A 21,913-nucleotide genomic window follows, 5' to 3' on the forward strand; every position below is an offset into this window, starting at 1 on the left:
GAGATTCAGGATGATGGCCACGCAGATCTCACGCCGCGCATGATCTTGAAATCTGCTTTGTGCCGCATTGCAGGATGGACCGAAGCTGAGGCTGTGACAGGCTGGTTTTCAGGTCGGTCCAGGTAACCGCAGCGCCATTGGATCGATCGGTGACGGGCTCAAAGCCCGGTCGTAAGTTTGCTGATGGGTTAGGGTCCGGACTCATAACCGTCGGTCGACTGCGCTGGCGGCTCTGGTTGCCGTTAGTCGCGGGCGCTGAGCGGGGCTCGATAGGATCAACCGAACCTGCGATACTCAAGGCAATCTGTTGGAGTGATGATGCGCATCGTAACCCGTCTCACTGATCGGCTTAAACTGCAGCATCCGATCATCAGCGCGCCGATGGCATTCGCATCGGGCGGGGAACTCGCAGGTGCGGTCAGTTCAGCCGGAGGGCTTGGGCTTATCGGCGGCGGCTATGGCGACGCTGATTGGCTGACGCGAGAGTTCGAGCGATCTGGCAACCGACCTGTCGGCTGCGGCTTCATAACTTGGTCACTCGCCAGGAACCCGCGCCTACTCGATAAGGCCCTGGAGCGGCGACCAAGTGCGATTTTCCTATCCTTTGGCGACCCGGCGCCTTTTTCGCCGGCAATACGGGCCGCCGGGGTCCCCTTGATCTGCCAGGTCCAGAGCCTCGACGACGCGCGCCGCGCTCTTGATGCCGGAGCCGACATTGTCGTCGCCCAAGGCGCGGAAGCCGGCGGTCACGGTGAGAAGCGAGCGACATTCACATTTGTTCCGGAGGTCGCGAACTTGGTACGGCGACGGGCGCCGGACACGCTCATCTGCGCGGCCGGCGGCATCGCCGATGGTCGTGGGCTTGCAGCGGCGCTGATGCTTGGCGCTGATGGCGTCGTGATGGGATCACGTTTCTGGGCCTCGTTGGAGGCTCTCGTTCATCCAAATCTGCACCAGGCTGCCCTTGCCGCGACCGGAGACGACACGGTTCGAACCTCGGTGATGGACCTAGCGCGCCGCCTGGATTGGCCATCGCGGTTTTCACTGCGCGTTCGGAAGAATGCTTTTACGGAAGCCTGGCACGGCAATGAGGCCCATCTCCTTGCCGACATTGACGCGCAGTCCGCTGCCTACCGGGAAGCGTGGGCAAGCGGCGATCCCACAATAGCCGCGATCATGATTGGTGAGGCCGCCGGCCTCATCCACGACATCGAGCCGGCGAGTGACATACTCCTTCGCACCGTTTCTGAAGCGATCACCCTGCTTCAGGGCGCAAGTTCGCTTCTGTTTGTCGAGGACAACTGTCACAGCCAGTAACTGACCGTAGCGGCTAGGCAGACGGCAGCGAGGAAGTTCGTGGCCGATCGATCGTATCTGGTGGCGATGCGGCGGAAATCCTTGAGCCGTCCGAACATGCGCTCGATGGCGTTGCGATCACGGTAGAGGAACGGGGAGAAGCAGTTCTTCCAGCGCCGGTTGGCTTCGGCGGAATGTTCGGCATCGCCCCTTAGCCTAGACCTGTGGCGAATGGCATTGGTATCATAGTCCTTGTCGGCGTGCAGGATCGGGCTCTTGGGCATCTGCTCCAGAAGCAAATGTCCGGCGCTGCAATCGGCGACCTGGCCACCGGTCAAGAGGAAAGCGATCGGGCGGCACAGGCCATCGGTCAGGGCGTGGATCTTCGTGGTTCGCCCACCGCGCGACCGGCCGATCGCCTGATTTTGCTCCCCCCTTTGCCGCCAGAAGCGCAGCGATGCGCCTTCACGGCCGAAGAGTCGATCAGGACCTCAGCCGGAGGACCGCCAGCCGAGGCCAGGGCGTGGAAGATGTCGACCCAAACGCCTTTGGCAGCCCATCGGACAAAGCGATTGTAGAGCGTCTTTCTCGGCCCGTAGACTTGCGGGGCATCGACCCAGCGGCCGCCGGACTTGAGGACATGGACGATACCGCCAATCGCTCGGCGGTCATCGACTCTTGGCTTGCCGCGCGTGTCGGTTGGCAGCAGCGCCTGCGGCCGCGAAACCTGCTCCCTCCGTCAGCCAGAAATAATCGCGATTCATCTGTGGCCTCCCTTTGGAGACCGTGACTCATAAAACCACCGTCAGTGGAATCCCTTGATGGGTCCGGATCCTAGCCTGAAAAATTCATGGGGGTTGGTGGATGTGGCGCAAGCCGTTGAAATGACGTAGGATTTGGTTGCTTAAGCCGATCCGAACCATTTCCCGGAGACCACCCCCACCATGAACGATCTTGCGCTGCCGCTGAGCGGTTTGTCATCAGTCGGCGGCAAGTCCGTCGTCGCCCGTTTCGACGGCGGCATGCTGTCGTCCAACAGCGGCGTTCTGGCCTTGGCCGAGGTGGAAGAGCGGTTGCGGGTGGCCGAGCGTCTGGCGCGTTGCATCGACGATCCGCGCTGCCCGGACCAGGTCGTCCACAGCCTGGCGGACATGATCGGCTTTCGCATGAGATGATCGCCGCCGGCTACGAGGACGGCAACGACGCCAGCCGGCTGCGCTGCGATCCGGTCTTCAAGATGGCCCAGGATGCGCTGCCGTCGGGTCGGGATCTGGCATCACAATTGACGCTGTGCCGGCTGGAGAACCTGCCCGGCGTGCGGGAGCTGGTCGCGATGGGACGGGCGATGGTCGATCTCTATTGCGCCTCGTTCCGGCAGGTGCCGAAGCGGATCGTGCTCGACATTGACGACACCTTCGACGCTGTGCACGGAGGCCAACAGCTTCGCCTGTTCAATGCCCACATGACGAGTACGACTTCCAGCCGATCGTCGTGTTCGATGGTGCGGGACGGTTCGTCAGCGCGATCCTGCGACCGGCCAAGCGGCCGAGTGGGGCTGAGATCCGCCCCCACCTGCGCCGTCTGGTGCGGGCGATCCGGATCAACTGGCCGAACATTCGAATCCTGCTCCGCGGCGATAGCCATTATTGCAACCCGCAGGTCATCGACTGGTGCCGCGCCAACGACGTCGACTTCATCTTTGGCCTCGCGCCCACCACGACCCTGCGCAAGCATGTCGCGGATCTGGAGGCCAGCACGACGGCGCGCTTCGAAGCGTCGGCCAAGACAGGCAAGGTCCGCAGGTTCAAGGAGTTCGTTGACGGCGCCGCTAGTTGGAGCCGCGTCGAGCGCATCATCGCGCGGGTCGAGGTCGGCGCCCAAGGTGGCGATATCCGCTTCGTCGTCACCAACCTTGCCGGTGGGAAGGCCAAGGCGCTCTACGAGGATGTCTACTGCCGGCGCGGCGCGGCCGAGAACCACATCAAGTCGTGGAAGACGCATCTTGCCGCCGACCGCACATCCTGCACCAGAGCGACGGCCAATCAGTTCCGGCTATTCCTGCATGCCGGTGCTCACTGGTTGATGTGGGGCTTGCGGGCCGCGATGCCGAGGCGCTCGAGCTTTGCCGTCGCCCAATTCGACACGCTGCGATTGCGCCTCATCAAAATCGCTGCGCGGGTGGTCGAGATGAAATCGCAAATCCGCCTGCACGTGCCGACATCGTGCCCCGACCAGCGCATCCTGCGCATCGTCCTCGATCGCATCCCCCAACTCGCGACATAACGATGGGGGCAGACGCCCCGAAACGAACCCGTCGACCGCAACCTGCAAACCCCCGCCTGCCATCACGACGGAGCAATCCCGGCGCCTGACGAGGCGCGTGGAAAAGCACCGCAACGGCGACCACAGCGTCGCTTCAGGCCGTCAAAAGCTTATCGCCGTGCATCAAGGCGGCTAGGTAGGTGTGGCCCGGCTTCGTTGAATCCGCTGCGGGCCAGCTCTCTGATAGCGCCGTCGTCCCAGGCTTTCCATGGGCATCGTTTCCCGCGCGGAATGAAGGTCTCCTTCCCGAAGGCGGCAATTCCTAACTCGGTGCGATGCCCGATTTGCGGTCAGGCTGCATCCGCCTTTTCTTCCAGACCAAGTAATCGCTTCGGCCAGAGCGGCGGCGGTGAAGAATTGTCTTGCGCTATCCCTAGCAAATGCGCTCATGCTGCTATTCCTCCACGGGCACCTGCGCCGGGAGGGCACCTCTAAACGCGACCGATAGACCGAGGGGAGGGCTCAACCCAATGAGCAGGGTGGCGCCCGCAGATGCGACTCCAGCTTCGTCGGCGACATTTGCGCCGCTCGAGAATGCAACTTTCCGATCGATCTGGCTTGCTACGCAGGTGTCCAGCTTTGGCTGGCTAATTCAAACTGTCGCCATCAGTTGGCTGATGGCGACCATTTCGACTTCCGACGTGATGGTCGCCTTGGTGCAGGCTTCGACGACGTTGCCTACATTCATCCTGTCGATCATCGCCGGAGCCCTGGCTGATAATTTCAGCCGCCGCAATCTGATGTTCGCTGGCTGGTCCATGATAGCGCTGTCCTCGGCGATGCTGACGGTTCTTGCAGGCTTGGGAATTTTCAATCCATGGATGGTTCTTGCATTCAGTTGTTTGGCCGGAGCGGGCGCCGCTTTCACCGATCCCGCTTGGCACGCGTCGGTCGGCGACATCTTACGAAAACGCGAAGTTCCAGCCGCGGTTACGCTCATCTCGGTTGGATATAACGCTGTTCGAAGCGTCGGTCCGGCGCTTGGTGGCATTGTCGTTGCCTCCTTTGGACCTTTGACAGCTTTCGCTGTGGCGACGCTGACCTATCTAGCGCTGCTGTGGACCATAGGGCGCCGCAAATGGGATGTTCGCTCGTCCCCTCTCCCGCGCGAGCCATTGACCACGGCCATCCATGATGGAGCGCGCTTCACGGCACTATCGGCGGAGATCAAGGCGGCAATCGCGCGTGGCGCGCTTTTTGGCCTGACCAGCATCTCCATACTCGCGCTCCTGCCTGTCGTTGCCCGCGATCAATTAGGCGGAGGACCGATCGTTTATGGCATCCTGATGGCTGGCTTTGGGACCGGCGCCTTGTGCGTCGGCATCTGCAACAATGTTTTGAGACGGTCGCTCTCCCAGGAGCGACTGACAATACTGGCATGCATTGCTTGCGCGGCGTGTTGTTTATCTCTTGCTCTCACGTCTTCAGTGGCAGTGGCGGCTATTGCGCTGGCGCTCGGCGGCGCGGGATGGGTGGTCACCTGGACGGGGCTCGACGTAAGCGTTCAATTGGCAAGCCCAAGGTGGGTCGTTGGTCGCACGCTCTCGATCTATTATGCCCTTTCGTCGGGTGGTATCGCGGCCGGCAGTTGGCTGTGGGGTACGGTGGCTGAGAACTATTCGCTTGCCTCAGCCCTGGAGATTTCAGCTGCTGCGCTACTGATGGTCGCGGCCACCGGGTTCCTGTTGCCGATCCGTCAATGGCAAGACTCTGATCAGGATCCTTTTGGCTTCGAGACACCGCAACTCGCTCTCGACCTGAAGCCGAGAAGCGGCCCGATCGTCATCAAGATCGAGTACTCAATACCGGAGGCAAACGTCGAAGCTTTCCTCGATCAGATGCAGGAACGACGGCGGGTGCAAAGCCGCGTCGGCGCCAGGCACTGGAACCTCCAGCGCGATCTTCAGGATTCCTCGCTTTGGACAGAAACCTTCCGCACGCCGACCTGGATGGACTATCTGCGCCTTAACCATCGCCTCACAGCGGCGGACAAGGAATTGGACCAACGTCTGCTCGAATTGAACATGGGTGGAAACCCACCTCTTACTAAACTTTCGATTGAGCGGCCGACCGGGGCAACCCGCAAGCGGGATCAACCGACGCGATTTTTCTTCCGCCGGTGATCGCAGGCTGTTGTTGATAGAGTTTCAAGGGTGAGGGTAGATGACCGGCTTGGTAAGATTTGAGAGGCCAGTTGTGATTCAGATTGGCCGCTATACAGAACGCACCGTGTTCGATGTTAATGATGCGGCCTCCATCCTGCTGCGGGATCTTGGTGGTCGTCAGACGGAGAAGCACAGGGCAGCTATGGACGCCTGTCTGAAGGTTATACGAGGTGAGCTTCATCCACCCGCCGCCCGCAGGGCTTTCGTCGCGGTCGCGCGCGAAGCAAAGATCCTACGCTGCGATTGACAGGAGTGCTCAAGCGGCACCGCGCGGCAACTGGCATCTGATACGGAAGGCCTGAGTGTCTGAATCAAAACGACTGGTGCAATTTCAATGTCTTGCGAGGCGACGCGTGAGCAGGCGGATGTGGGCGATGAAGACCCAGGCTTCGGCGGATGCGATGGTTCGTTCGAAGTCCTTGGCGAGTCTGCGGCATCGGCCGAGCCAAGCGAATGTTCTCTCCACCACCATCTGCGGGGTAGCACCTCGAAGCCCTTGATGGCGTCCGTGCGCTTGATGATTTCGAGCGTGAACCTGCCGACCTTCTGCAATGCCCTTTTCAGCTTCGGTCCGGCATAGCCGCCATCGGCGAAGACATGGCGCAGCCACGGCCAGCGTTTGAGGATCGGACGGCCGGGCGCGCCGTCCCGGTCCTGGATATCGGCGGCATGGATGACGAGGCCCACCAGCAGGCCGAGTGTGTCGACAACGTATGGCGCTTGCGGCCCAGCACCTTCTTGCCGGCGTCAAACCCACGAATTCCGCCGCTTTCCGTGGTCTTGATCGACTGGCTGTCAATGACGCCTGCAGTGGGACTGGCCTCTCTGCCCTCCCGTTCACGCGCCACCATCACCAGTTCATTGCTGATTGCGCGCAGCAAGCCCTCGTCGCGCCAGCGGTAGAAATATTTCTGCACCGTGGAGAATGGCGGGAAGTCCTTCGGCAGGAGCCGCCACGCGCCACCCGAGGATGCCAAATACAGAAGTGCGTTCACGATCTCGCGCAGCTCGGTCTTGCGCGGCCTACCGATGCGGTTCGGTGCCGGCATCATCGGTTCGATCAGCGTCCACTCGTCATCGGTCAGATCACTTGGTAGCGCGGGCAGAGCCGTTCATACTGCCGGCGAGTGGTTTCGGTCCAAGGCATCGTGATCTCCGTCGAATCTCAGCAATCCGACAGAATCACAACCTACTGAAATCACTCACTCCTTTTTGGATCGGACACTGAGGCATGACGTTGCCGCTCTTCTATCTGACACGAGCAGGGCGCAGCAGTGCTACCCGTCGACTACATCGGGCAAGGTGTCTTCGACGACGCTCAAATTTCGGTCGAAAGCTTCTTTGTCGGATGAGTGGGCCCGGAGAGAGCGCACATGGTTCAGGATCGCCGCAACCGCCGCTTCTTTTTCGGGCGCTATGGTTGTTGCCACAGCTTTGGCCGCCAACGCGGAAAAATCTATGGCCGCATAAGCTGACACGGCTGCAGCGCCGGTTGCTTTCGGCCGTTCTTTTACGATTGTGCGCCGGCCCCGCGGCGGAGCCATACGGCCGGCCTTTGCGGCGAATGTCGCGCCGCGCCCCAGGCGCGTCTGCAAGAGGCCTGAGCGGTACGCCGGTGCTTTCGGCACAATAGTTGGGAGCGCAGTAGATTGAACCACCGCAGAGGAGTCCAACGCAGGGCTCTTCGTGCGCGAAACCTCGGTAGAGGCGGGCAGGGGCATGAACGCGCGTTTGGCGAGCTGGCCGTCGGCAAAATAGAAATTGCGCGTGCCGAGGATTGGCAGTTCCCCACGCGGCAATATGATGGCCTTGTTTTTGTCGAGCGTACGGATTTCGTCCGGCCGCATCAGGGGCCGCCGCACTTCCTTGCGGTGCTCCGAGCGCGTGTAATAAGTGTCAAACAACGTTGCCTTGGTGCGCGTAACGTCCTTTTGCACGTCCGATCTTTCGCCGAGCTGTTCGGAAACGTAGCGCAGATCGTCAGCGTCCTGCGCACCGAAAAAGATCTGCACGCGAGCCGCGTTGATGAGTGTCTTGCGCCCTTCCTGGTGATAGATCTCGTCTACAGCCTTCAGTGACTGTACGAAAAACCACATGGAAACCCCGTTGCCGCCGAGCACGCTCGCCATTTCGGTCACGTTCTCGAGCTTGCCGAGGTTCTGGAACTCGTCGAGCAGCACAAGCACCGGCTGCTCGCCCGGCTGGGGCAGGCTTTCCGACATGAAGTTCATCATCTGCGTAATCAGGACGTTGAACAACGGTCCAAGCGACGTCATCTGCTCGCGCCGCACGTCGAGATAGAGAGAAATCCGGTCGCACTTGAGCTTGCGAATATCGAACGTGCTGCGCGACGTAGCTCGCATCAGACGCTCGTTGAGAAAGGGCGCCATGCCGGTGCGTACGCCGGCGTAGATTCCGGAAAACTGCCGCTCTGACATCTCAAAATACGGCAACAAGGTTTGCAGCGTGAAATGCGAGCATTCGCGGCGGCGTTGCTCGCGCAGCGAGCCGATGAACTCCAGGAGCGGCTGCTCGGCACCGTTCATGATCTCGAGGATTGAGGCGAAGGTCTTCTTCTCGTTCGGGATCGCGGGCGACTCCATGACGAAGGACGCTATGCCAGTAAAAAGGAGGCGGGCGTCGTTAACCCAGTAGGGATCCGCGTTCGAAGGGGGGCGCGGAAACAGCGCTGCAGCGATGTTGCGAAGGTCGATGTCGCGCTGCGCCGAATCCAGCGAGATGAAGTCCATCGGATTGTAGCATGCGGTATTGCCGTCCGGATCAGCCGGCGCGAAACGCACCACGCGGCTCATGGTTGAACGGTAGCCGGCGGTGGCCGCATAGGTCTCGCCACGCAGGTCGAGAACCACGAACGAATGCGGCCAGGTCAGGGCGTTCGGGATGATGAGAGAAGTGCCTTTACCGGAGCGCGGCGGCCCTATGACGAAGCCGCCGACATCATCGCCATCAATCCACAATTTCTTGCCGCCGATCAGCCTGCGCTGCGTCAAGCGGATCTTGCCGGAAATCTGATCGCGGCCGGGCGACAGAATTCCGGTAAGCCTGCCGCCGGCTCGACCGACGAAGACGCCGCCAACTTTCGTCAGGCCGGTTTTCGATACGTCGCCCATCGTCATGAAGCGAGAGTCATTGCGCTTTCTCGGGCGCATGAGAATCAGGCCGACCAGGGGCGCAAGAAACCCTAATGCCCCTGCGGCAACGGCGTATTGTACCCGGCTAAAGTTCCTCGCCATCGTATCCGCCCAGGCCAGACGAACGACCGGCAAGGGATTGGCGTTCAACTGGTCGAACAGGACGTGGGAGCCAGTCCTGAACCAATCTGTCGCGGCATAGGCGACCGTGAAGGCCAGGCCGCCCAGGGCCGTCGCCATGAGCACCATGAAAATTGCTGTTGCGATTTTCTGCATGAATGGCCCCGCTAGATTGTCTCCGCCTTGGTAAACTTGATCTCGCTGATGCCGCGCCGTCCGCCTTCGGTGCGGACCATCTGGACGACCACCGGAATGACCTCGCGCAGGTAGTCGAGGATTTCGCCTCGTGAGAGGCCCGAACTGCCCTGCATGACCATGAGCGCCAGCCGCTCGTAGGCGGACCGGGCGGAATTAGCATGAACGGTCGTGAGTGAACCCGGGTGGCCGGTGTTGATCGCCTGGAGGAACGCGAAGGTTTCAGCGCCGCGCAACTCGCCCAATAGCAGACGGTCGGGCCGCATGCGAAGGGAGGCTTCTAACAGCTGTTGCGCGGAGACCTTGGCAAGGCCCTGGTCGCCCTTTGAGGCTATCAATGTGACGTTGTTGGGAGCAGGCAGCCTCAGTTCGCGGGTATCTTCGATCGTGATGATCCGTTCATGGGCAGGGATCTCCTTCAAGAGCGCATTCAAAAACGTCGTCTTGCCGGTGGATGTACCGCCAGAAACGACGATCGAGACACGATTGCGCACTGCATATTGCAGGAAGTCCATCGGCGACGTGTCGTGCAACATCTCGACAAGTCGCTTTTCTTCGGTTGAAAGCGCCAGGCCGCTGCCCATTGCCGTGTTCTCGAATGCGCCGAGATCCTTGTAGGCAACAAGGCTCATATCCATGATGACCTGCTTGCGGATCGAGATCGCCCCGCCTTCGGGAGCCGCGGGCGGCAAGATGCATTGGATGCGCTCACCCGAGGGTAGGGCGGCGGACAGGACCGGTTTTTCTTCGTTGATAACCTGATTTGTCGCCGAGGCGACGCCAGTCGATATATGCCTAATCCAGCCTGGCGTGACCTCGCGCTTGAAGACGTGCTCCATCTCCTTCGCGCCGAGGCGTTCGATGAACAATTCACCCGGCCTGTTGATCGCAATCTCGGAAACCGAATCTTCGTTCAAATAGGACCATATCGGTTCCAGATGAGCGCGTAGGACCGGGGCTCTCGCCCAAGGGTCGGGGAGAGGATGCACGGCGTTCATTTCACCGGGTTCCCATAGCCGGGATAAAAATGATCCTTCGGGGTCCCGTAGAGAGGCGTCGGATCGATCGCCGTCTTCGGCCGCCGGCCTGCCTTCAGGCGCGCCACTTCTTCCTGGACGGGGTCGGCGTATAAGTCCGAGAAATCGAGATCTCGCCGCACCAGCACGACAATCGATGTGCCCTGGTCGACGTAGACTGTCGGACCAATGTTCTGCGTGTCGCGAAACGCCTCTTGCGCGAGTTGCTGCAGGGCGGTCGATGACTTATCGAAGGCGATGCTGCGCGCGTCGCGCTGCGAGCCATTGCCACCATAAGTCACGGTGGTGGTCTCGCCGGTTACGGGATCGATCGTCGACACCTGGCGCTGTTGTCCATTCTGGCTGCTATCGCCAAGCGAGGACAGATATTCAGAGACACCGCCAACAACGGACAGCATGATGGCGTTGCCGTAGCGCTCAACCCAGTGTGTATCGACACGGCCGCCCATACCGCCGCGGCCGAGCGCGTCTGCGCCAGGCGACTTGATATCGACGGAAATACCATCCGAGCGGATAACCCTGCTCCAGACGATGAAAACACGCTTCTGACCGCGCGCAAGCCCCGAGCGGTACTCTCCGGTCAGGCGCGAGCCCTTCGGAATGAGGAGCCGCCTGCCGTCGAGCGAGAAGACATCCTCACGCACGACAGCGCGCACGGCACCGGGAAGGTCGGTGTTAACAGCGGTTTCCAAATAGCCACGAATGATCGTTCCTTCAGGGATCAACGCATCGGTGCGTCGGAAAACCCTGGCTTTGACGATGCTGGAAGAACTTGCCTCAGACTGCACCAGGAATGCCTTGTTGGGATCACTGTCGGCCCCGGGAACCGGGATTATCTGACCGTCGGCCGCGATTTCGACCTGTGCCGCCTGGGCACCGGCATCCGTCGAGCCGGTTTGATCATTCGTCACCATCTGGTTCGACCGCAGGCGTTCCCACACCGCTTTTTCATGCTCGGCGGCCTCTGCCTTACGGCGAGCCTCGTCCTCAGCCGCGGCCTTGCGGCGGGCTTCTTCCGCCTCGGCCTTGCGGCGAGCTTCCTCGGCCGCCATTTGCGCCTCCAGCGCGCGCCGCTGCGCATCAAGATCCGCGCCCTCCTGCACGGTCTGATCGACATTATCGGCTTGTTGCGTGCCGTTCTGGTCGGCGGCCGGTGGCGGCACCACGATCTGGTCGATCGTGCCGTCGGCAGGTTGCGGCGGTTCGTTCAACGCCGGCGGGCGGAACTCGGGCGGGTTGAAGTTTTCCTCGCCATCGCTGCGAACATCGCGCGATACCGGCTCTCGAGGCCAGTTCAGCCATATCAGCGCGCCAACCAGCACCACGCCGAGCGCGACCAGGGCGATCCTGGTACCCACGCCCGCACCGCGGCGTGCGACCGTCGGGCTGCCGTCCAGCTGGTTATAGTCGATCTGGGTCATCACCGCCCTCCGCTGGTTCCGAACACCGTGGAACCGCCTGTCAGTTTCGTTGGGCCGTAGACCTGCTCGACCGGATCGATTTCGTTGGGTCGCGCCCGGTTGTAGAGGCAGAGCGTCTTGCCATCGGCCCGCAAGGTGAATTGCCGTGCGACCTTGTCGATGACGGTGTATTTGCCCTGCGTGCGAACGTTGACCAGCGACTCCTGACGCTTGTCGTCGACAACGAAGATCGCCGGAATGTCGCCCTTGAACTCCAGAAACACCTTGGTGCCGTCGTCGAATACGGTGCGCGGCTTCAGGCTGTCGTCGCCCTTGTAGGCGTAGTCGTAATTGAGATCGGCATAATTCAGGTCCTTGAAATCCGGATCGGCGGCGCTCTCCTTGGCCTGTGAGAGCAGGCGCGCGTTGATATCCTCGTCCGGGTATTTGAACCGGACCTGGAAGGATGCCCGGTCACGGCTATTGTCGGTTGCCTGCAGCAGCAAGGAATAGACGCGCCGGTTGGTGACCACGTTGACGTTGGTCCACGCATCGCGCTCCAGCGGCTTGACGAACAGAAATCGCGATCCGCGTTTGGGGATGATCGACCAGCCTTTCGTGTCGCCAGCCGACACGGTTTCGATGACTTCGGTCGGGCTAAGCTCGACCATCGTTGAAATGCCAAGAGCTGCGCGCACCGACGTCACATCGTCATTGTTGAAGGTGACATACCGAATCCGCCCGTCGCGTGCGGCCGCGCCGTGCATCGTGCCGAGCAGAAGGGTGGCCGACAGGGCGAGGCTCACGCGCCATCTCATTGCAGGCTCCCCGCGGCCGGCGCCGATTCCTGGTCGCGGCGGTAATCCGTAACCTGAAAGCCCAACGGGTTGTCAAAACGCCATTCGTTCTTTAGCGGCGTTGAGGTGTAGCGGAATTTTATGACCGCCACCCAATTGTCGGCGGTGGACGAGTTGTCCCGCCGCGTCGTCGTGGCAAAGCGCACCGAGGCTGTATTGCGATTGAGCAGGGAAACTGACTTGATCTCGACCGAGACAGTGACATTGCGGCCAAAAATCTTGTCCAGCGATTGCGGATTTGCAGGCGTGAAAAGCCATGTCAAATCCTTGGACGCGGTGTCGGTCGAATAGAGCTGTGCCAGGTCGTAATTCTGTTTCAGTTCTCGCGAATCGTAGGTTTCGCGGGCCCTGATGTAACGAACAACATTGGCCGCCGTGACGGCCTCGTTCTGCGATAAATCTCCAGGCTTGAGCGCGCGCATGATCTCGAGATAGCCCGTCGATTTGTCGACCTCGACAACATACGGTTCGAACTGCCGGAGCGGCAGTATCAGCACGAGCGCCAGCAGAGACAGCACCGCCACCAGTCCGGAAACGCCGCTGATGATCCAGGCCAATGTACGCGATCGACGCATTGACCGGTGCGTGTCGTCTTCCCAGGTCGCGCCCGCCCTGTAATAGCGCTTGTCGACGAGTTCGCTGTTGCGGTCAGCAGCCGTTTCCACTGGCATTGCCACGTTACTGTTGCCTCGTTTGCGCGACGCATTCTGATCCACGCCGCGATCGGTGATCGTTCTTGTGTCCTAGGCCAGAGGCCTGGAGTTATCGCGCGCACCTTGCTGGATGGCGGACCGGGTTGCGGCATCCGTCCTGGCTGCTCGCGAAGATCGAAAACTGTTTGTCGCGAGCTGGCGGGCGCCGCGAGCGGCGCGGCCGGCGGCCCATCGCGCGCCGGAATAGCGCACTGCGTTTCTGCCGAAGTTTCTATAAGGGTTATATGCGCCCACGGTGCTGAGATACCCGCCGCCATTCAGGATCGAAGCAATCGAGGGTATCTGCATGAGAACGTAGATGCCGATGATCGTCACCAGCACCAAGGGCAGCACCAGCGACATTTTGCTGTCCATGGTCGCTCCGCCGGACGTGGCGGTGTTCAGCGCCGCGTTGACGAGCGAGAAGTAGAAACCGAGAAAGCCGTAGATCAGGACTTGCTGGATCATCAGGAACGTGGTCAGCGAAAGGAAGCCTTCGCTCATGCGCGAGGACCATCGGTAAAGCCAAAGAATGATCCATATCGGCGCCAAGGCCAGCGTGATGAACAACATCACTTTGGCGGCGATGATCGCGGCAATGGCAAGCGCTGCGAAGATGATGGCAGACAGCAGGACGAGCAGCGACAAGAGCGCACCAAAAATGTCATAGAAGGATCCGCTGTAGACCTGATTGGCGACGTCCTGGGCCCCTTGGTAGAGATTGTCGATCAGCGCTGGAATTGCCGCCTGGTCGCTAAGCTGATTGCCGGTGGCCCGCGACACGGCGCCGACGATCACCTTACCGACCTCGTCTGGAATGCTTTGCACGAGCTGATAGATCGTCGCGGAAAATGTGCCCCATCCGGTCAGCAGCAGATAGATGATGACGGTGCGGCCGAGGCGATAGGCCGCTTCGATTGGCGAAATCGACTCTCGCCCACTCAGGATCGAATAGCCCCACCACGCGATATAGAGGGTCAGCATGAGGGTGAAGACGTTGCCCATCGCATTGCCCAACTGCATATAGACGGTGCGAACGAAGTCCTCGCCGATGTTGTCAATGCCACCGAGGATGCTTGCGGCGAGACCGTTCATGGATCCTCGTCAATGATGCTGGCGAACGGCGTTGAATTGACCGGCTTCGGCGCGCCGCATTCGTCGGCGTAGGCATACGACAAAGGCCCGCACGGCGCTTTCAGTTCGCGATTTGCGCATCCAAAAAGCCCTGCGCCGAGCCCAATCACAACGCATATGCGCAGGACTCGCCGCGACAAGCGCTCAGCCTCCGCTCTTGCCGAATTCCGCGAACGGATTGACGGTGCGCGGTGTCATCATCTTCTGCACCTGGCTCTGGCGAAGAAGATCTCCCTTCAGCTTCTCATTCAGGGCCGCGACCGCGCCGTTCTGAACGCCGATCAGTTCGTTGACCGCGCGCGCGTTTTCCAGCTGCATTCGTGTGTTCTGGTCCACCGAACCCTTGACGTCCTGCGACTGCCCGATCTGCCCGCTCGCTGACTGCAGAGACTGTTGGCGCTGGGTAACGCCCTGCGAAGCCTGCGAGGTCAACGCGCTTAGCAGCGAGGCCACATTGACGCTGCCGCCATAGGCTGTGTTGACGGCGCTCGTCTCCTTGCCGGCAATCTGCTGGAGCTGCTTCACCAGTTGCAGCCCGTTGATGACGGCGCCGGCGATTTTCTGAATTTCGGGCGACAGGCCACCAAACGAAAGAGCCCCGCCGTTCAGGATCGATCCGAACGACGGCGCCTGGGCGATCGACATGTTGCCGCCAAGACCCATCTGTCCGATGCCGAGCGAACCGTCACGAGTGCCGCTGAGAGCCTGCAGGATCTCCTCGCTCTTTTTCAGAATGTCCTTGTTCGAATCCATGATGGAGTTGGTGTTGTCCGCATTCTTGCGGGCGACATCGAGATTGGCGCCATCAATGACGGCAATCTGTGCGTGGGCCGTGCTTGCCCAAAGCGCCAGACTGGCGGCAATCGCGAATTTCTTCATGTCAGCCTCCTATTGCTGTAGAGAATTGATCACGCTGGCAGCGCCGGCAGGATCACTGGTGATGATCATCGAGCGACTGTCGGCCGAGCTTGCCCCCGCGTTCTCAAGTGCGCATGGTAGCCACCGGCCGCGATCGATCCTCAACCGCTCCAGTTCCGCGGGATCACAAGAGAACGGGTTTGGAGAGCCGCTCTTCGGCTGTTGCACCAGCTTGGACGACTGCGATGCCTGAACATTCTGCAACGATAGAAGTTGGGCCAGCAACGTCGTAAAATCCCCCGCCTGGGCGAGGTACTGGTTGGTGACATCGGCGTTGATCCCACGAGCCGACGAGTTCAGCTCCCACGCATCCTTGTATTCGGTCACCTGGCCAACGTTGCCCGCCAGCGCATCGATTGCAGCATTGTTGGCGCCGATCTGCGATGAGCTTGCATCAAGGCCGCCAGCCGCCTTCCTCACCGTGCCCATGGCCGCGTCCTGGGCCGTGCCGCCGGCGCCGTCGGCCGTTGCGATCGAGAACGGTGGCGGCGCGGCGGCCGGAGCCTTGCCGCTCGACACATAGTCGTTGAAGTAGCTGTTCCAGCGGCCGACACCGCCGGCCCATTGGTTCTGCTCCCCTGCGTTCGATCCGTTGTAGAAGGAGGCGAGACAGCTGTAATTCGTCGCCCCGCATTGCTTCACGCCCATTCCGAGGTATTTGACACCGCCTTCGACATTCTGCTCATTCACGTCACGGTCCAGTCCCATGGACTTGCCGGTGCCCTTGGTCAGCTGCATGACGCCTTTGATGCCGGTGTGGCTGCCGGCGCATGTGTCGAAGCGCGATTCCTGATAGGCGACGGACAGTGCCAGGCCTTCGGGCACGCCGTATTTTTGTGCATAATAGCGGATTAGCTTTACGTTGCCGGCGTCGCGCTGCAACGCTTCGGCCGGCGACCGGCGAAACATCTGTGAGCGGTATTTGTTCGAATAGGTGCAGACGACGCCTTTCTTCTTGTCGGTTTCGACCTTCTTGGCTTCATCCGACGTCGTGCTGTGCTGCTCGTCCTCTTGCCGCTTGTCGAGGTTCTGCCCGTCGATGACCGCGATCTGGGCGACAGCCACGCTCATGCTTTCCGCCGTCGCGAGAGCCAGGGCCAGACAAGCGCTGCTAAGCCGCTTCGTCATGCTCGTTCTCCCATCCGCAGAAGTATGGCAGCCACATCTCCGGCTCGTCGCCGAAGGTCTCCCGGAGCCGTGCGCATTCCTTGCTGTTGGCTTCGTTCGAGGACAAGACCTTGATGAGATCGGGCATCGCCGACAAATCGAGCTTGGCGACGATCGAGTCGCTATCGTGCTTGACGAGGAAGGTGCGTGTTTCCTTCGCGGTTCGGCGCACGAACTCGAATTCCTTCGCCGTCAGCGAGAAGCGCTCGATGTAGGACTCCTTGCTCGCCTTCGGGTTGGGGAAGAAAATATTGGTCTTCGTTTGCTCGATCAGCGACGACGAGATGGAGGAACTGACGACGTCTTCCGCTGTCTGCGTGCCAAAGCCGACAACGCCGTTGCGGCGACGTATGGTCTTCAGTGTCTCATTGATGAAAGCAGCGAAGACCTCGTCGTCCAACAGCTTCCAGCCTTCATCGAGGAAGAGCATGATCGGCGAGCCGTCGATGACCTCCTCAAGACGATGGAAGATGTAGAGCAACGCCGCCGAGCGCAGCTTTCGGTCGCCCAGGATCCTGGTCATGTCGAAGCCGACGACGGGTTTCGAGAAATCGACCAGATCGACGGGATTGTTGAAAAGCCAGCCTTTGTCCTTCGGGTCGAGCCAGGGTTGTATCCGCGCGGCCAGATCGTTCATGCCAGGCATCAGCGAACCCCGCAGCACTTCGGGTAGCAGATCGAAGGTCCGCTGTTCGCGCGGGATCTTGTAGATCATGTCGACGGCGGCGTTGATGACGCGCATCTCCGCCACGTCCAGCGCACCGCCTTCCGGCGTTAGAACGTAGATAAGCAGATCTTCCAGGAAAGAACGGTTTTCTGCCCTGTCGTCGAGCTGCAATGGCGCGAACCCGGTCGGCTGAGAGGGTTCCATCACCTCGTAACGACCGCCGAGCGCCCGAACGAAAATTTCAGCGCCGCGCATGTAGTCGAAATAAACACATCGCGGCCGCGGCATGATGCGCATGGCCTGCGCCATCAGGAACGACAGCACGACGGTCTTGCCCGAGCCGGTCGGGCCGAACACCGTGAAGTGCCCGACATCGTGAACGTGGAAATTGAAATAGTAGGCCGTCTGGCTGGTCGTTTCGAGCAAGGCGATGGGCCGTTGCCAATGCAGCCGCTCACGTTGGCCGGACGGGAAATTGTGTCCTGAAAAAAGGCCGGCGAAGTTAAGAGACGAGATCAACGCACGTCGCGCGATGTAGCTGAAATTTCCTGGCAGCTGCGCCCAGAAGGCCAATTCCGTGTTCAGTGTCTCGCGAACCGGCACGATCGACATGCGCGAAAGCTCGGCCGTGATGTCGGATAGCGCACGGTTGAGGCCAGTCATGTCGGGCGCCAAAGCCATGACGCTCATGTGATGTTGTCCGAAGACGACTTCGCCGCCGGCCAGCTTGTCGGCGCCGTCGTGGACTGACTCCTCGACCGTCGTGCCCGCCTCGTCGGAGCCTTCAACCTGGTTCGCGATGGTGTTGATCCTGCGCATCGCGGTTATACGGTCTTCGATCGCAAAACTCTGCGTCAGGACAAACTCATGTGGCAGGCGCAACAGACCGTCCAATGAGCCCGGAGCGGTGAACGGTGGGTATTCCTTGATCGATACCATGGCGCCGAGTTTGGCGGCGTCCGGCCCGCGAAGTTCCAGCGCGGATTTTCCGAAAAACAGCTGTCGTGTCGCCAGCACATCGCCAAGCCTCATGCGCGGCAAAGGCATTTCCACGTCGACGCCGCCGGCGAGGATCTTCGCCAAAAATTCCGCCGGCTCGGAAAAGAAGCTGTCGCGGCGCTTCACGACGCCGAGAAGACGCGCCCCATAAGCCGAGAAATCCTTGACGACGCCGTCGAGAACGTCACGCAATTCGGCCATCGCCTCTTCGCGGGTTTCTTCGCCCGCCGTACTGATGCGGAATGCATTGAGCGCCTTATCCACCCAGCCGACGCGGCCGACCATTGGGCGGCGTATGACCGTCAGATACGCCTCGTTGACGAATAGGTTTTTTGCGCCAAGCTCATCCATGTAGCGGGCGTCGAGCTCGGCCACGAAAGGATTGTCAAAGTCGCCTTCGATCTCCGGCGTCACGTGGCGGCGGATGATCGTTGTGTAGACCGCAAATCGAGAGGTCGATAGGTTGCGGAACGTCGTGTTGCGGTTGAACATTCGGCTGTTCAACTCGGCCTGGTCCATCGTCTGGAACGGCAGGCCACTGAGCTGGATGGCGCCGACCAGAAAGCCGCTCTTCGTCACGATCAGGTTGTCATCGACATGGCGAAGGTAGGGGACGTGCATCGCCGCGGGCTTTTCACGCCGGCGCTCACGGCCAAATTTAAGATCAGCATCGAGGCTCATGGGGAATAGCTCCTCGCGCCCCAAAAAGTTAGGTTCGCCACCGCTCCGCGTTTGGAGATGCGCCGTTCGTAAATATGAAACATATAGGGGTCGCGCTGGCACAAATATGCGCTGACCAGATGCACCACGCCGAACACGCCAAGGCCGAGCATGAAGCTGCTCGTGGCGATAAAGCCGACCACCGCCAGGATGCCGTTCAGCGCGAAAACCTCATAGCGCACGCCCCATTTCATCGGGGGGCGTGTCAGTGGCAAGCTGACCGGCTCGACATAGACCTCCTCGTCGTCCATGTCTCAGCTGCCCCCGGCGGTCGCGCGAACCGCATCCACAAGCTGGGCGGCGCCGAAGATCAGAGCGATGCCAATGATGATGGAAAAAGCCATCATCCACGCCAGGCGGCCCGTCATGGCGAGGAAGCCGAGAAAACAGACCGCGATGATGGCGAATGAGCGCGCTATGTTGCCCTGCAGAACTCCGACGAACCATTCCAGCACATTTTCCACTGGTGCCGCCGACTGGGCGTATGCAGTGGCTGGCGCGAGAGCTATTCCGACCGCTGAGGCCAAGGCCAGTTTCAGGGCAAATTTGCCCGCTTTTCTGTATTCCACCCTTGGCTCCTTTCAGTTGCCGAAATCCATGACATGACCGTCCTGCCAAGCGTCCTCGCTTGCTGGCGGAGCGGCCGCGAGCGTTTCGGATTTGGCCAGGGCAGACTTCTTCACGACACCGCCGAACTTCCAGCGGTTCAGTATTTTCACGATGTATTCTGCAGTTTCCGGATTCACCGGAATGCCCTGCGCCTTGTAGACGCTGTTGGGCCCGGCGTTGTAAGCCGCCAGCATCAGCAGCGGATCCTGGAACTCGTCATAAAGTGACTTCAGATAACGGAGGCCAGCCCGGACATTTGCCTCTATGTCGCAACGGTCGCTCACGCCGAGATCGGCCGCCGTGCCTGGCATCAGCTGCATGATTCCCAGCGCTCCGGCCTTGGAAGGGCCCTGACTGGCGCCGAGATCGCTTTCGGCCCATGCAATCGCCTCGGCCAGATCGGTGTCGAACCCTTCCTCCTGCGCGATTGAACGCACAAGTCGCGAGACCTCAGCACGATTTCCGGTGGTACACGCCGCCGGCCTTTGCGCCGCGATGGCTTCTGCCGGCGTTGCAAAGGCAACTGCTACGCGGTCTGATGCGAGTTCCTGGCCGTGCGCTTTGAACGGCATCATGGCGCCACATAGGGTGAGCAGGAGAGCGAATCGAGCGTTCATAGTGTCGCCAAAATTTAACACTTTACTATGGCTACACGCAGCCCTAGTAAAGTGTCAACACGGTATGTCATCGCAAGGACGGATTTCGATGAAACAGGCGGCCCTTTGCACGGTTCTGCTGCTCCAGGGCACCGTGGCTTATGCTGCAGGCGTCGACGCCCCGAGTGCCTTCGCGCAGCCGTCGGAGCACTACCTGCTCCAGTTTGCGAAGCCGGGCGAGAAGGTGTTCGTCTATGAACGCTATGATGCAAAAGGCGCGCTCTTTCAGCGCGATGCGGCGACCCTCATCTCGCCGGTCAAGGTGCCGTCGGCGACCGAGCGCGTCATCAACGGCGTTACGTACCGGCTGCGCGGCCTTGCGGCCTGCCCCAAACCGAAGATTACGTACAAGACGCAGCAATGGGACTGCACGAAGGCCGCGCAGGACTATGAAGAGGTAATCTACAACGATCGTGCGTCTGTCGTGCTTTGCAAAACACTTGTGCTGCAAAGCAAGAAGGGTGAACCCGACGCTGTGTCGTGTTTCTCGCTCGTGGGTGCGGGCAACGCAAACGACCCGTACAACGTCGCCTACGACGATGACGAAATGGTTTTTTTCGACATGGCGGCAATCAGACGCAACAAGGACGGCAAATCGCTGCGCCCCGATCTCGAGCATTCCGCCGACCTCGGTGGACAGTTTCAGAAATGAAACAGGCGAACTTCGCAGTGCTGGCGGCATTTGGTTTGTGCGCATCGGCACAGGCCCAGGATGCATCCGAATCTGCCGTGCCAACGCCCTTAGCGGTATCGAAATCGGCTCAACTGCTGACCGGTGATACCTGGCGTGACGGAGATCACCTTTTCCGCCTCTATGGCGTCCAGTCATGTCTTCGAGGCACATCAGCTGAAGAGCCAAATGGGAACAAAATCGATTGCGGGAACACCTCGCTGGCGCACCTTGCAGCCCTATTCGATAGCGCGGCGGTTACATGCCAGCCAATCGGCTACGCCTTGGATAAGGCGGTTTTTGTCGTGTGCGGTGCGCAGCTGAATGGCGAAACAATCGACGTCGGCACCGCGCTGATAGCGACCGGATACGCATTTGCCGCAACGACAGCAAAGGGCAAAGCCGTCAATGAGAACTACCTCGTCGCGGAAATCAACGCTAAGATGAAACGTGCAGGTTTGTGGGGCACGACGTTTCAGCATCCTGTGCAACTGCTGCTGAGCCAAGTATCGAAGAGACAACAATGAAGCATGACGATGAAGCGCACAGATATTATTATCCCGTCGAAGGACGCGGTGACGGTGCTATTGGTGGAGCCGCTGCATTCATCGCGATCATATTGGTGCCGACAGGACTCTATGCGGCCTGGAATACCGTGGTCTCATGGATTTCGATGATCTTTTCTTAGGGCTGCAGTTTCGTGAAGGAACCGAGCAACGCGCGCCAATCGTCGACATCAATCTCGCACCAGCCATGAGCCGTCAGCCGTTGGAAGTAAGCAGCCTTCATTTTCATTTCCGCGATAGTGGCTACTGGAGCAGTGGCAGCACGCCTTCGCACAGCGGCCTCCTCCGCCATGGCCGCGTCCAGTCTCTCACCCAGCACGATCGCGTCCGGCCCTTCGGCCCCCATCCATCGCTTGCCGATAAGTTCAAGCGTGGCGACGCTTTGACGATGTTCCGCAATCAGTTTCGCGACGCCTTCAGCCGCTGCCATCTTTCCATCGCTGCAGACCTGTTGAAGAGGCATCGTCATCGCCCTGGCGTTCTTCGGTTACATACTGGTACCTCTCGAAATGAGGAAAAAGGGGCGACACCATCCCTTTTTTGAAGCGACGAATTCTGCGAGATAGGGGCG

19 protein-coding genes and 3 pseudogenes are annotated in these 21,913 nt (G+C 60.3%); 7 read left to right on the top strand and 15 right to left on the bottom strand.

What is annotated here, in order from left to right; all coding sequences use genetic code 11:
- Window positions 1-318: 318 nt before the first annotated feature.
- Window positions 319-1,317: an NAD(P)H-dependent flavin oxidoreductase gene (locus tag NKH01_RS25725; RefSeq protein ID WP_036246111.1), complete on the top strand. Its 999-nt coding sequence runs from the start codon at window positions 319-321 to the stop codon at window positions 1,315-1,317.
- Here NKH01_RS25725 and NKH01_RS25730 read toward each other — a convergent pair.
- Window positions 1,305-2,060: pseudogene (locus NKH01_RS25730) on the bottom strand (IS5 family transposase). The gene NKH01_RS25725 and the pseudogene NKH01_RS25730 sit on opposite strands and share 13 nt — an antisense overlap.
- A 180-nt stretch (window positions 2,061-2,240) precedes the next feature.
- Here NKH01_RS25730 and NKH01_RS25735 point away from each other — a divergent pair.
- From NKH01_RS25735 to NKH01_RS25745, 3 genes and pseudogenes are all read left to right on the top strand, one after another.
- Window positions 2,241-3,579 (top strand): annotated as a pseudogene (locus tag NKH01_RS25735) (IS1380 family transposase).
- Window positions 3,580-4,088: 509 nt separating this feature from the next.
- Window positions 4,089-5,741 (top strand): MFS transporter, encoded by a 1,653-nt coding sequence (locus NKH01_RS25740; protein ID WP_353023023.1) that lies wholly within the window; start codon window positions 4,089-4,091, stop codon window positions 5,739-5,741.
- Between the two features lie 40 nt (window positions 5,742-5,781).
- The gene (locus NKH01_RS25745) at window positions 5,782-6,030 is read left to right on the top strand and encodes a DUF982 domain-containing protein (protein ID WP_023723202.1); all 249 of its coding nucleotides are present in this window, start codon (window positions 5,782-5,784) and stop codon (window positions 6,028-6,030) included.
- A gap of 84 nt (window positions 6,031-6,114) precedes the next feature.
- Here the strand turns inward: NKH01_RS25745 and NKH01_RS25750 are convergent.
- The 13 genes and pseudogenes from NKH01_RS25750 to NKH01_RS25810 all read right to left on the bottom strand — a co-directional run bounded on the left by NKH01_RS25750 (window position 6,115) and on the right by NKH01_RS25810 (window position 20,025).
- Window positions 6,115-6,930: pseudogene (locus tag NKH01_RS25750) on the bottom strand (IS5 family transposase).
- Between the two features lie 130 nt (window positions 6,931-7,060).
- Window positions 7,061-9,211 (bottom strand): type IV secretory system conjugative DNA transfer family protein, encoded by a 2,151-nt coding sequence (locus NKH01_RS25755; RefSeq protein WP_353023025.1) that lies wholly within the window; start codon window positions 9,209-9,211, stop codon window positions 7,061-7,063.
- 11 nt (window positions 9,212-9,222) lie between these two features.
- On the bottom strand, window positions 9,223-10,248 hold the full coding sequence (gene virB11 / locus NKH01_RS25760; protein ID WP_353023027.1) for a P-type DNA transfer ATPase VirB11: 1,026 nt from the start codon (window positions 10,246-10,248) through the stop codon (window positions 9,223-9,225).
- Window positions 10,245-11,708 carry a type IV secretion system protein VirB10 gene (virB10, locus tag NKH01_RS25765; RefSeq protein ID WP_353023029.1) on the bottom strand — a complete coding sequence of 488 codons (1,464 nt, stop codon included), beginning with the start codon at window positions 11,706-11,708 and terminating at the stop codon, window positions 10,245-10,247. Before virB10 ends, virB11 begins: the two co-directional genes overlap by 4 nt.
- Window positions 11,708-12,505 carry a TrbG/VirB9 family P-type conjugative transfer protein gene (locus NKH01_RS25770; RefSeq protein WP_353023031.1) on the bottom strand — a complete coding sequence of 266 codons (798 nt, stop codon included), beginning with the start codon at window positions 12,503-12,505 and terminating at the stop codon, window positions 11,708-11,710. The genes virB10 and NKH01_RS25770 overlap by 1 nt, the downstream gene beginning before the upstream one ends.
- Window positions 12,502-13,260, bottom strand: a complete 759-nt coding sequence (locus NKH01_RS25775) for a VirB8 family type IV secretion system protein (RefSeq protein WP_353023033.1) — start codon at window positions 13,258-13,260, stop codon at window positions 12,502-12,504. Before NKH01_RS25775 ends, NKH01_RS25770 begins: the two co-directional genes overlap by 4 nt.
- A gap of 27 nt (window positions 13,261-13,287) precedes the next feature.
- Window positions 13,288-14,331 (bottom strand): TrbL/VirB6 family protein, encoded by a 1,044-nt coding sequence (locus NKH01_RS25780; protein WP_353023035.1) that lies wholly within the window; start codon window positions 14,329-14,331, stop codon window positions 13,288-13,290.
- Window positions 14,332-14,514: 183 nt separating this feature from the next.
- Window positions 14,515-15,249, bottom strand: a complete 735-nt coding sequence (locus NKH01_RS25785) for a type IV secretion system protein (RefSeq protein ID WP_353023037.1) — start codon at window positions 15,247-15,249, stop codon at window positions 14,515-14,517.
- A 9-nt stretch (window positions 15,250-15,258) separates the two neighbouring features.
- The gene (locus NKH01_RS25790; RefSeq protein WP_353023039.1) at window positions 15,259-16,416 is read right to left on the bottom strand and encodes a transglycosylase SLT domain-containing protein; all 1,158 of its coding nucleotides are present in this window, start codon (window positions 16,414-16,416) and stop codon (window positions 15,259-15,261) included.
- Entirely contained in the window at window positions 16,400-18,802 is a 2,403-nt protein-coding gene (locus tag NKH01_RS25795; RefSeq protein ID WP_353023041.1) for a VirB4 family type IV secretion/conjugal transfer ATPase, read from the bottom strand. Before NKH01_RS25795 ends, NKH01_RS25790 begins: the two co-directional genes overlap by 17 nt.
- The gene (locus NKH01_RS25800) at window positions 18,799-19,092 is read right to left on the bottom strand and encodes a VirB3 family type IV secretion system protein (protein ID WP_352453440.1); all 294 of its coding nucleotides are present in this window, start codon (window positions 19,090-19,092) and stop codon (window positions 18,799-18,801) included. Before NKH01_RS25800 ends, NKH01_RS25795 begins: the two co-directional genes overlap by 4 nt.
- A gap of 3 nt (window positions 19,093-19,095) precedes the next feature.
- On the bottom strand, window positions 19,096-19,410 hold the full coding sequence (locus NKH01_RS25805) for a TrbC/VirB2 family type IV secretion system protein (protein WP_023720448.1): 315 nt from the start codon (window positions 19,408-19,410) through the stop codon (window positions 19,096-19,098).
- A gap of 12 nt (window positions 19,411-19,422) precedes the next feature.
- A complete protein-coding gene (locus tag NKH01_RS25810; protein ID WP_353023043.1) occupies window positions 19,423-20,025 on the bottom strand; it encodes a lytic transglycosylase domain-containing protein in 603 nt (200 codons plus the stop codon).
- Between the two features lie 130 nt (window positions 20,026-20,155).
- Between NKH01_RS25810 and NKH01_RS25815 the strand changes: the two genes are divergently transcribed.
- From NKH01_RS25815 to NKH01_RS25825, 3 genes are read left to right on the top strand one after another with little or no spacing between them, the layout of a single operon-like run.
- Complete coding sequence (locus NKH01_RS25815) at window positions 20,156-20,758, top strand: hypothetical protein (RefSeq protein WP_353023045.1); 603 nt, start codon at window positions 20,156-20,158, stop codon at window positions 20,756-20,758.
- Complete coding sequence (locus NKH01_RS25820) at window positions 20,755-21,303, top strand: thermonuclease family protein (RefSeq protein ID WP_353023047.1); 549 nt, start codon at window positions 20,755-20,757, stop codon at window positions 21,301-21,303. Before NKH01_RS25815 ends, NKH01_RS25820 begins: the two co-directional genes overlap by 4 nt.
- Window positions 21,300-21,464: a hypothetical protein gene (locus NKH01_RS25825; RefSeq protein ID WP_353023049.1), complete on the top strand. Its 165-nt coding sequence runs from the start codon at window positions 21,300-21,302 to the stop codon at window positions 21,462-21,464. The genes NKH01_RS25820 and NKH01_RS25825 overlap by 4 nt, the downstream gene beginning before the upstream one ends.
- Here NKH01_RS25825 and NKH01_RS25830 read toward each other — a convergent pair.
- The gene (locus tag NKH01_RS25830) at window positions 21,461-21,811 is read right to left on the bottom strand and encodes a hypothetical protein (protein ID WP_352496339.1); all 351 of its coding nucleotides are present in this window, start codon (window positions 21,809-21,811) and stop codon (window positions 21,461-21,463) included. The genes NKH01_RS25825 and NKH01_RS25830 overlap by 4 nt on opposite strands.
- Window positions 21,812-21,913: the final 102 nt, after the last annotated feature.

The organism is Mesorhizobium sp. M1403 (genome assembly GCF_040317695.1).
Taxonomy (GTDB): Bacteria; Pseudomonadota; Alphaproteobacteria; order Rhizobiales; family Rhizobiaceae; genus Mesorhizobium.

Bases quoted from the DNA above. Each gene is read 5' to 3' on its own strand.
- NKH01_RS25725 (WP_036246111.1), top strand. From the start codon at position 319: ATGCGCATCGTAACCCGTCTCACTGATCGGCTTAAACTGCAGCATCCG.
- NKH01_RS25740 (WP_353023023.1), top strand. From the start codon at position 4,089: ATGAGCAGGGTGGCGCCCGCAGATGCGACTCCAGCTTCGTCGGCGACA.
- NKH01_RS25745 (WP_023723202.1), top strand. From the start codon at position 5,782: ATGACCGGCTTGGTAAGATTTGAGAGGCCAGTTGTGATTCAGATTGGC.
- NKH01_RS25755 (WP_353023025.1), bottom strand. From the start codon at position 9,211: ATGCAGAAAATCGCAACAGCAATTTTCATGGTGCTCATGGCGACGGCC.
- virB11 (WP_353023027.1), bottom strand. From the start codon at position 10,248: ATGAACGCCGTGCATCCTCTCCCCGACCCTTGGGCGAGAGCCCCGGTC.
- virB10 (WP_353023029.1), bottom strand. From the start codon at position 11,708: ATGACCCAGATCGACTATAACCAGCTGGACGGCAGCCCGACGGTCGCA.
- NKH01_RS25770 (WP_353023031.1), bottom strand. From the start codon at position 12,505: ATGAGATGGCGCGTGAGCCTCGCCCTGTCGGCCACCCTTCTGCTCGGC.
- NKH01_RS25780 (WP_353023035.1), bottom strand. From the start codon at position 14,331: ATGAACGGTCTCGCCGCAAGCATCCTCGGTGGCATTGACAACATCGGC.
- NKH01_RS25785 (WP_353023037.1), bottom strand. From the start codon at position 15,249: ATGAAGAAATTCGCGATTGCCGCCAGTCTGGCGCTTTGGGCAAGCACG.
- NKH01_RS25790 (WP_353023039.1), bottom strand. From the start codon at position 16,416: ATGACGAAGCGGCTTAGCAGCGCTTGTCTGGCCCTGGCTCTCGCGACG.
- NKH01_RS25795 (WP_353023041.1), bottom strand. From the start codon at position 18,802: ATGAGCCTCGATGCTGATCTTAAATTTGGCCGTGAGCGCCGGCGTGAA.
- NKH01_RS25800 (WP_352453440.1), bottom strand. From the start codon at position 19,092: ATGGACGACGAGGAGGTCTATGTCGAGCCGGTCAGCTTGCCACTGACA.
- NKH01_RS25810 (WP_353023043.1), bottom strand. From the start codon at position 20,025: ATGATGCCGTTCAAAGCGCACGGCCAGGAACTCGCATCAGACCGCGTA.
- NKH01_RS25815 (WP_353023045.1), top strand. From the start codon at position 20,156: ATGAAACAGGCGGCCCTTTGCACGGTTCTGCTGCTCCAGGGCACCGTG.
- NKH01_RS25820 (WP_353023047.1), top strand. From the start codon at position 20,755: ATGAAACAGGCGAACTTCGCAGTGCTGGCGGCATTTGGTTTGTGCGCA.
- NKH01_RS25825 (WP_353023049.1), top strand. From the start codon at position 21,300: ATGAAGCATGACGATGAAGCGCACAGATATTATTATCCCGTCGAAGGA.
- NKH01_RS25830 (WP_352496339.1), bottom strand. From the start codon at position 21,811: ATGACGATGCCTCTTCAACAGGTCTGCAGCGATGGAAAGATGGCAGCG.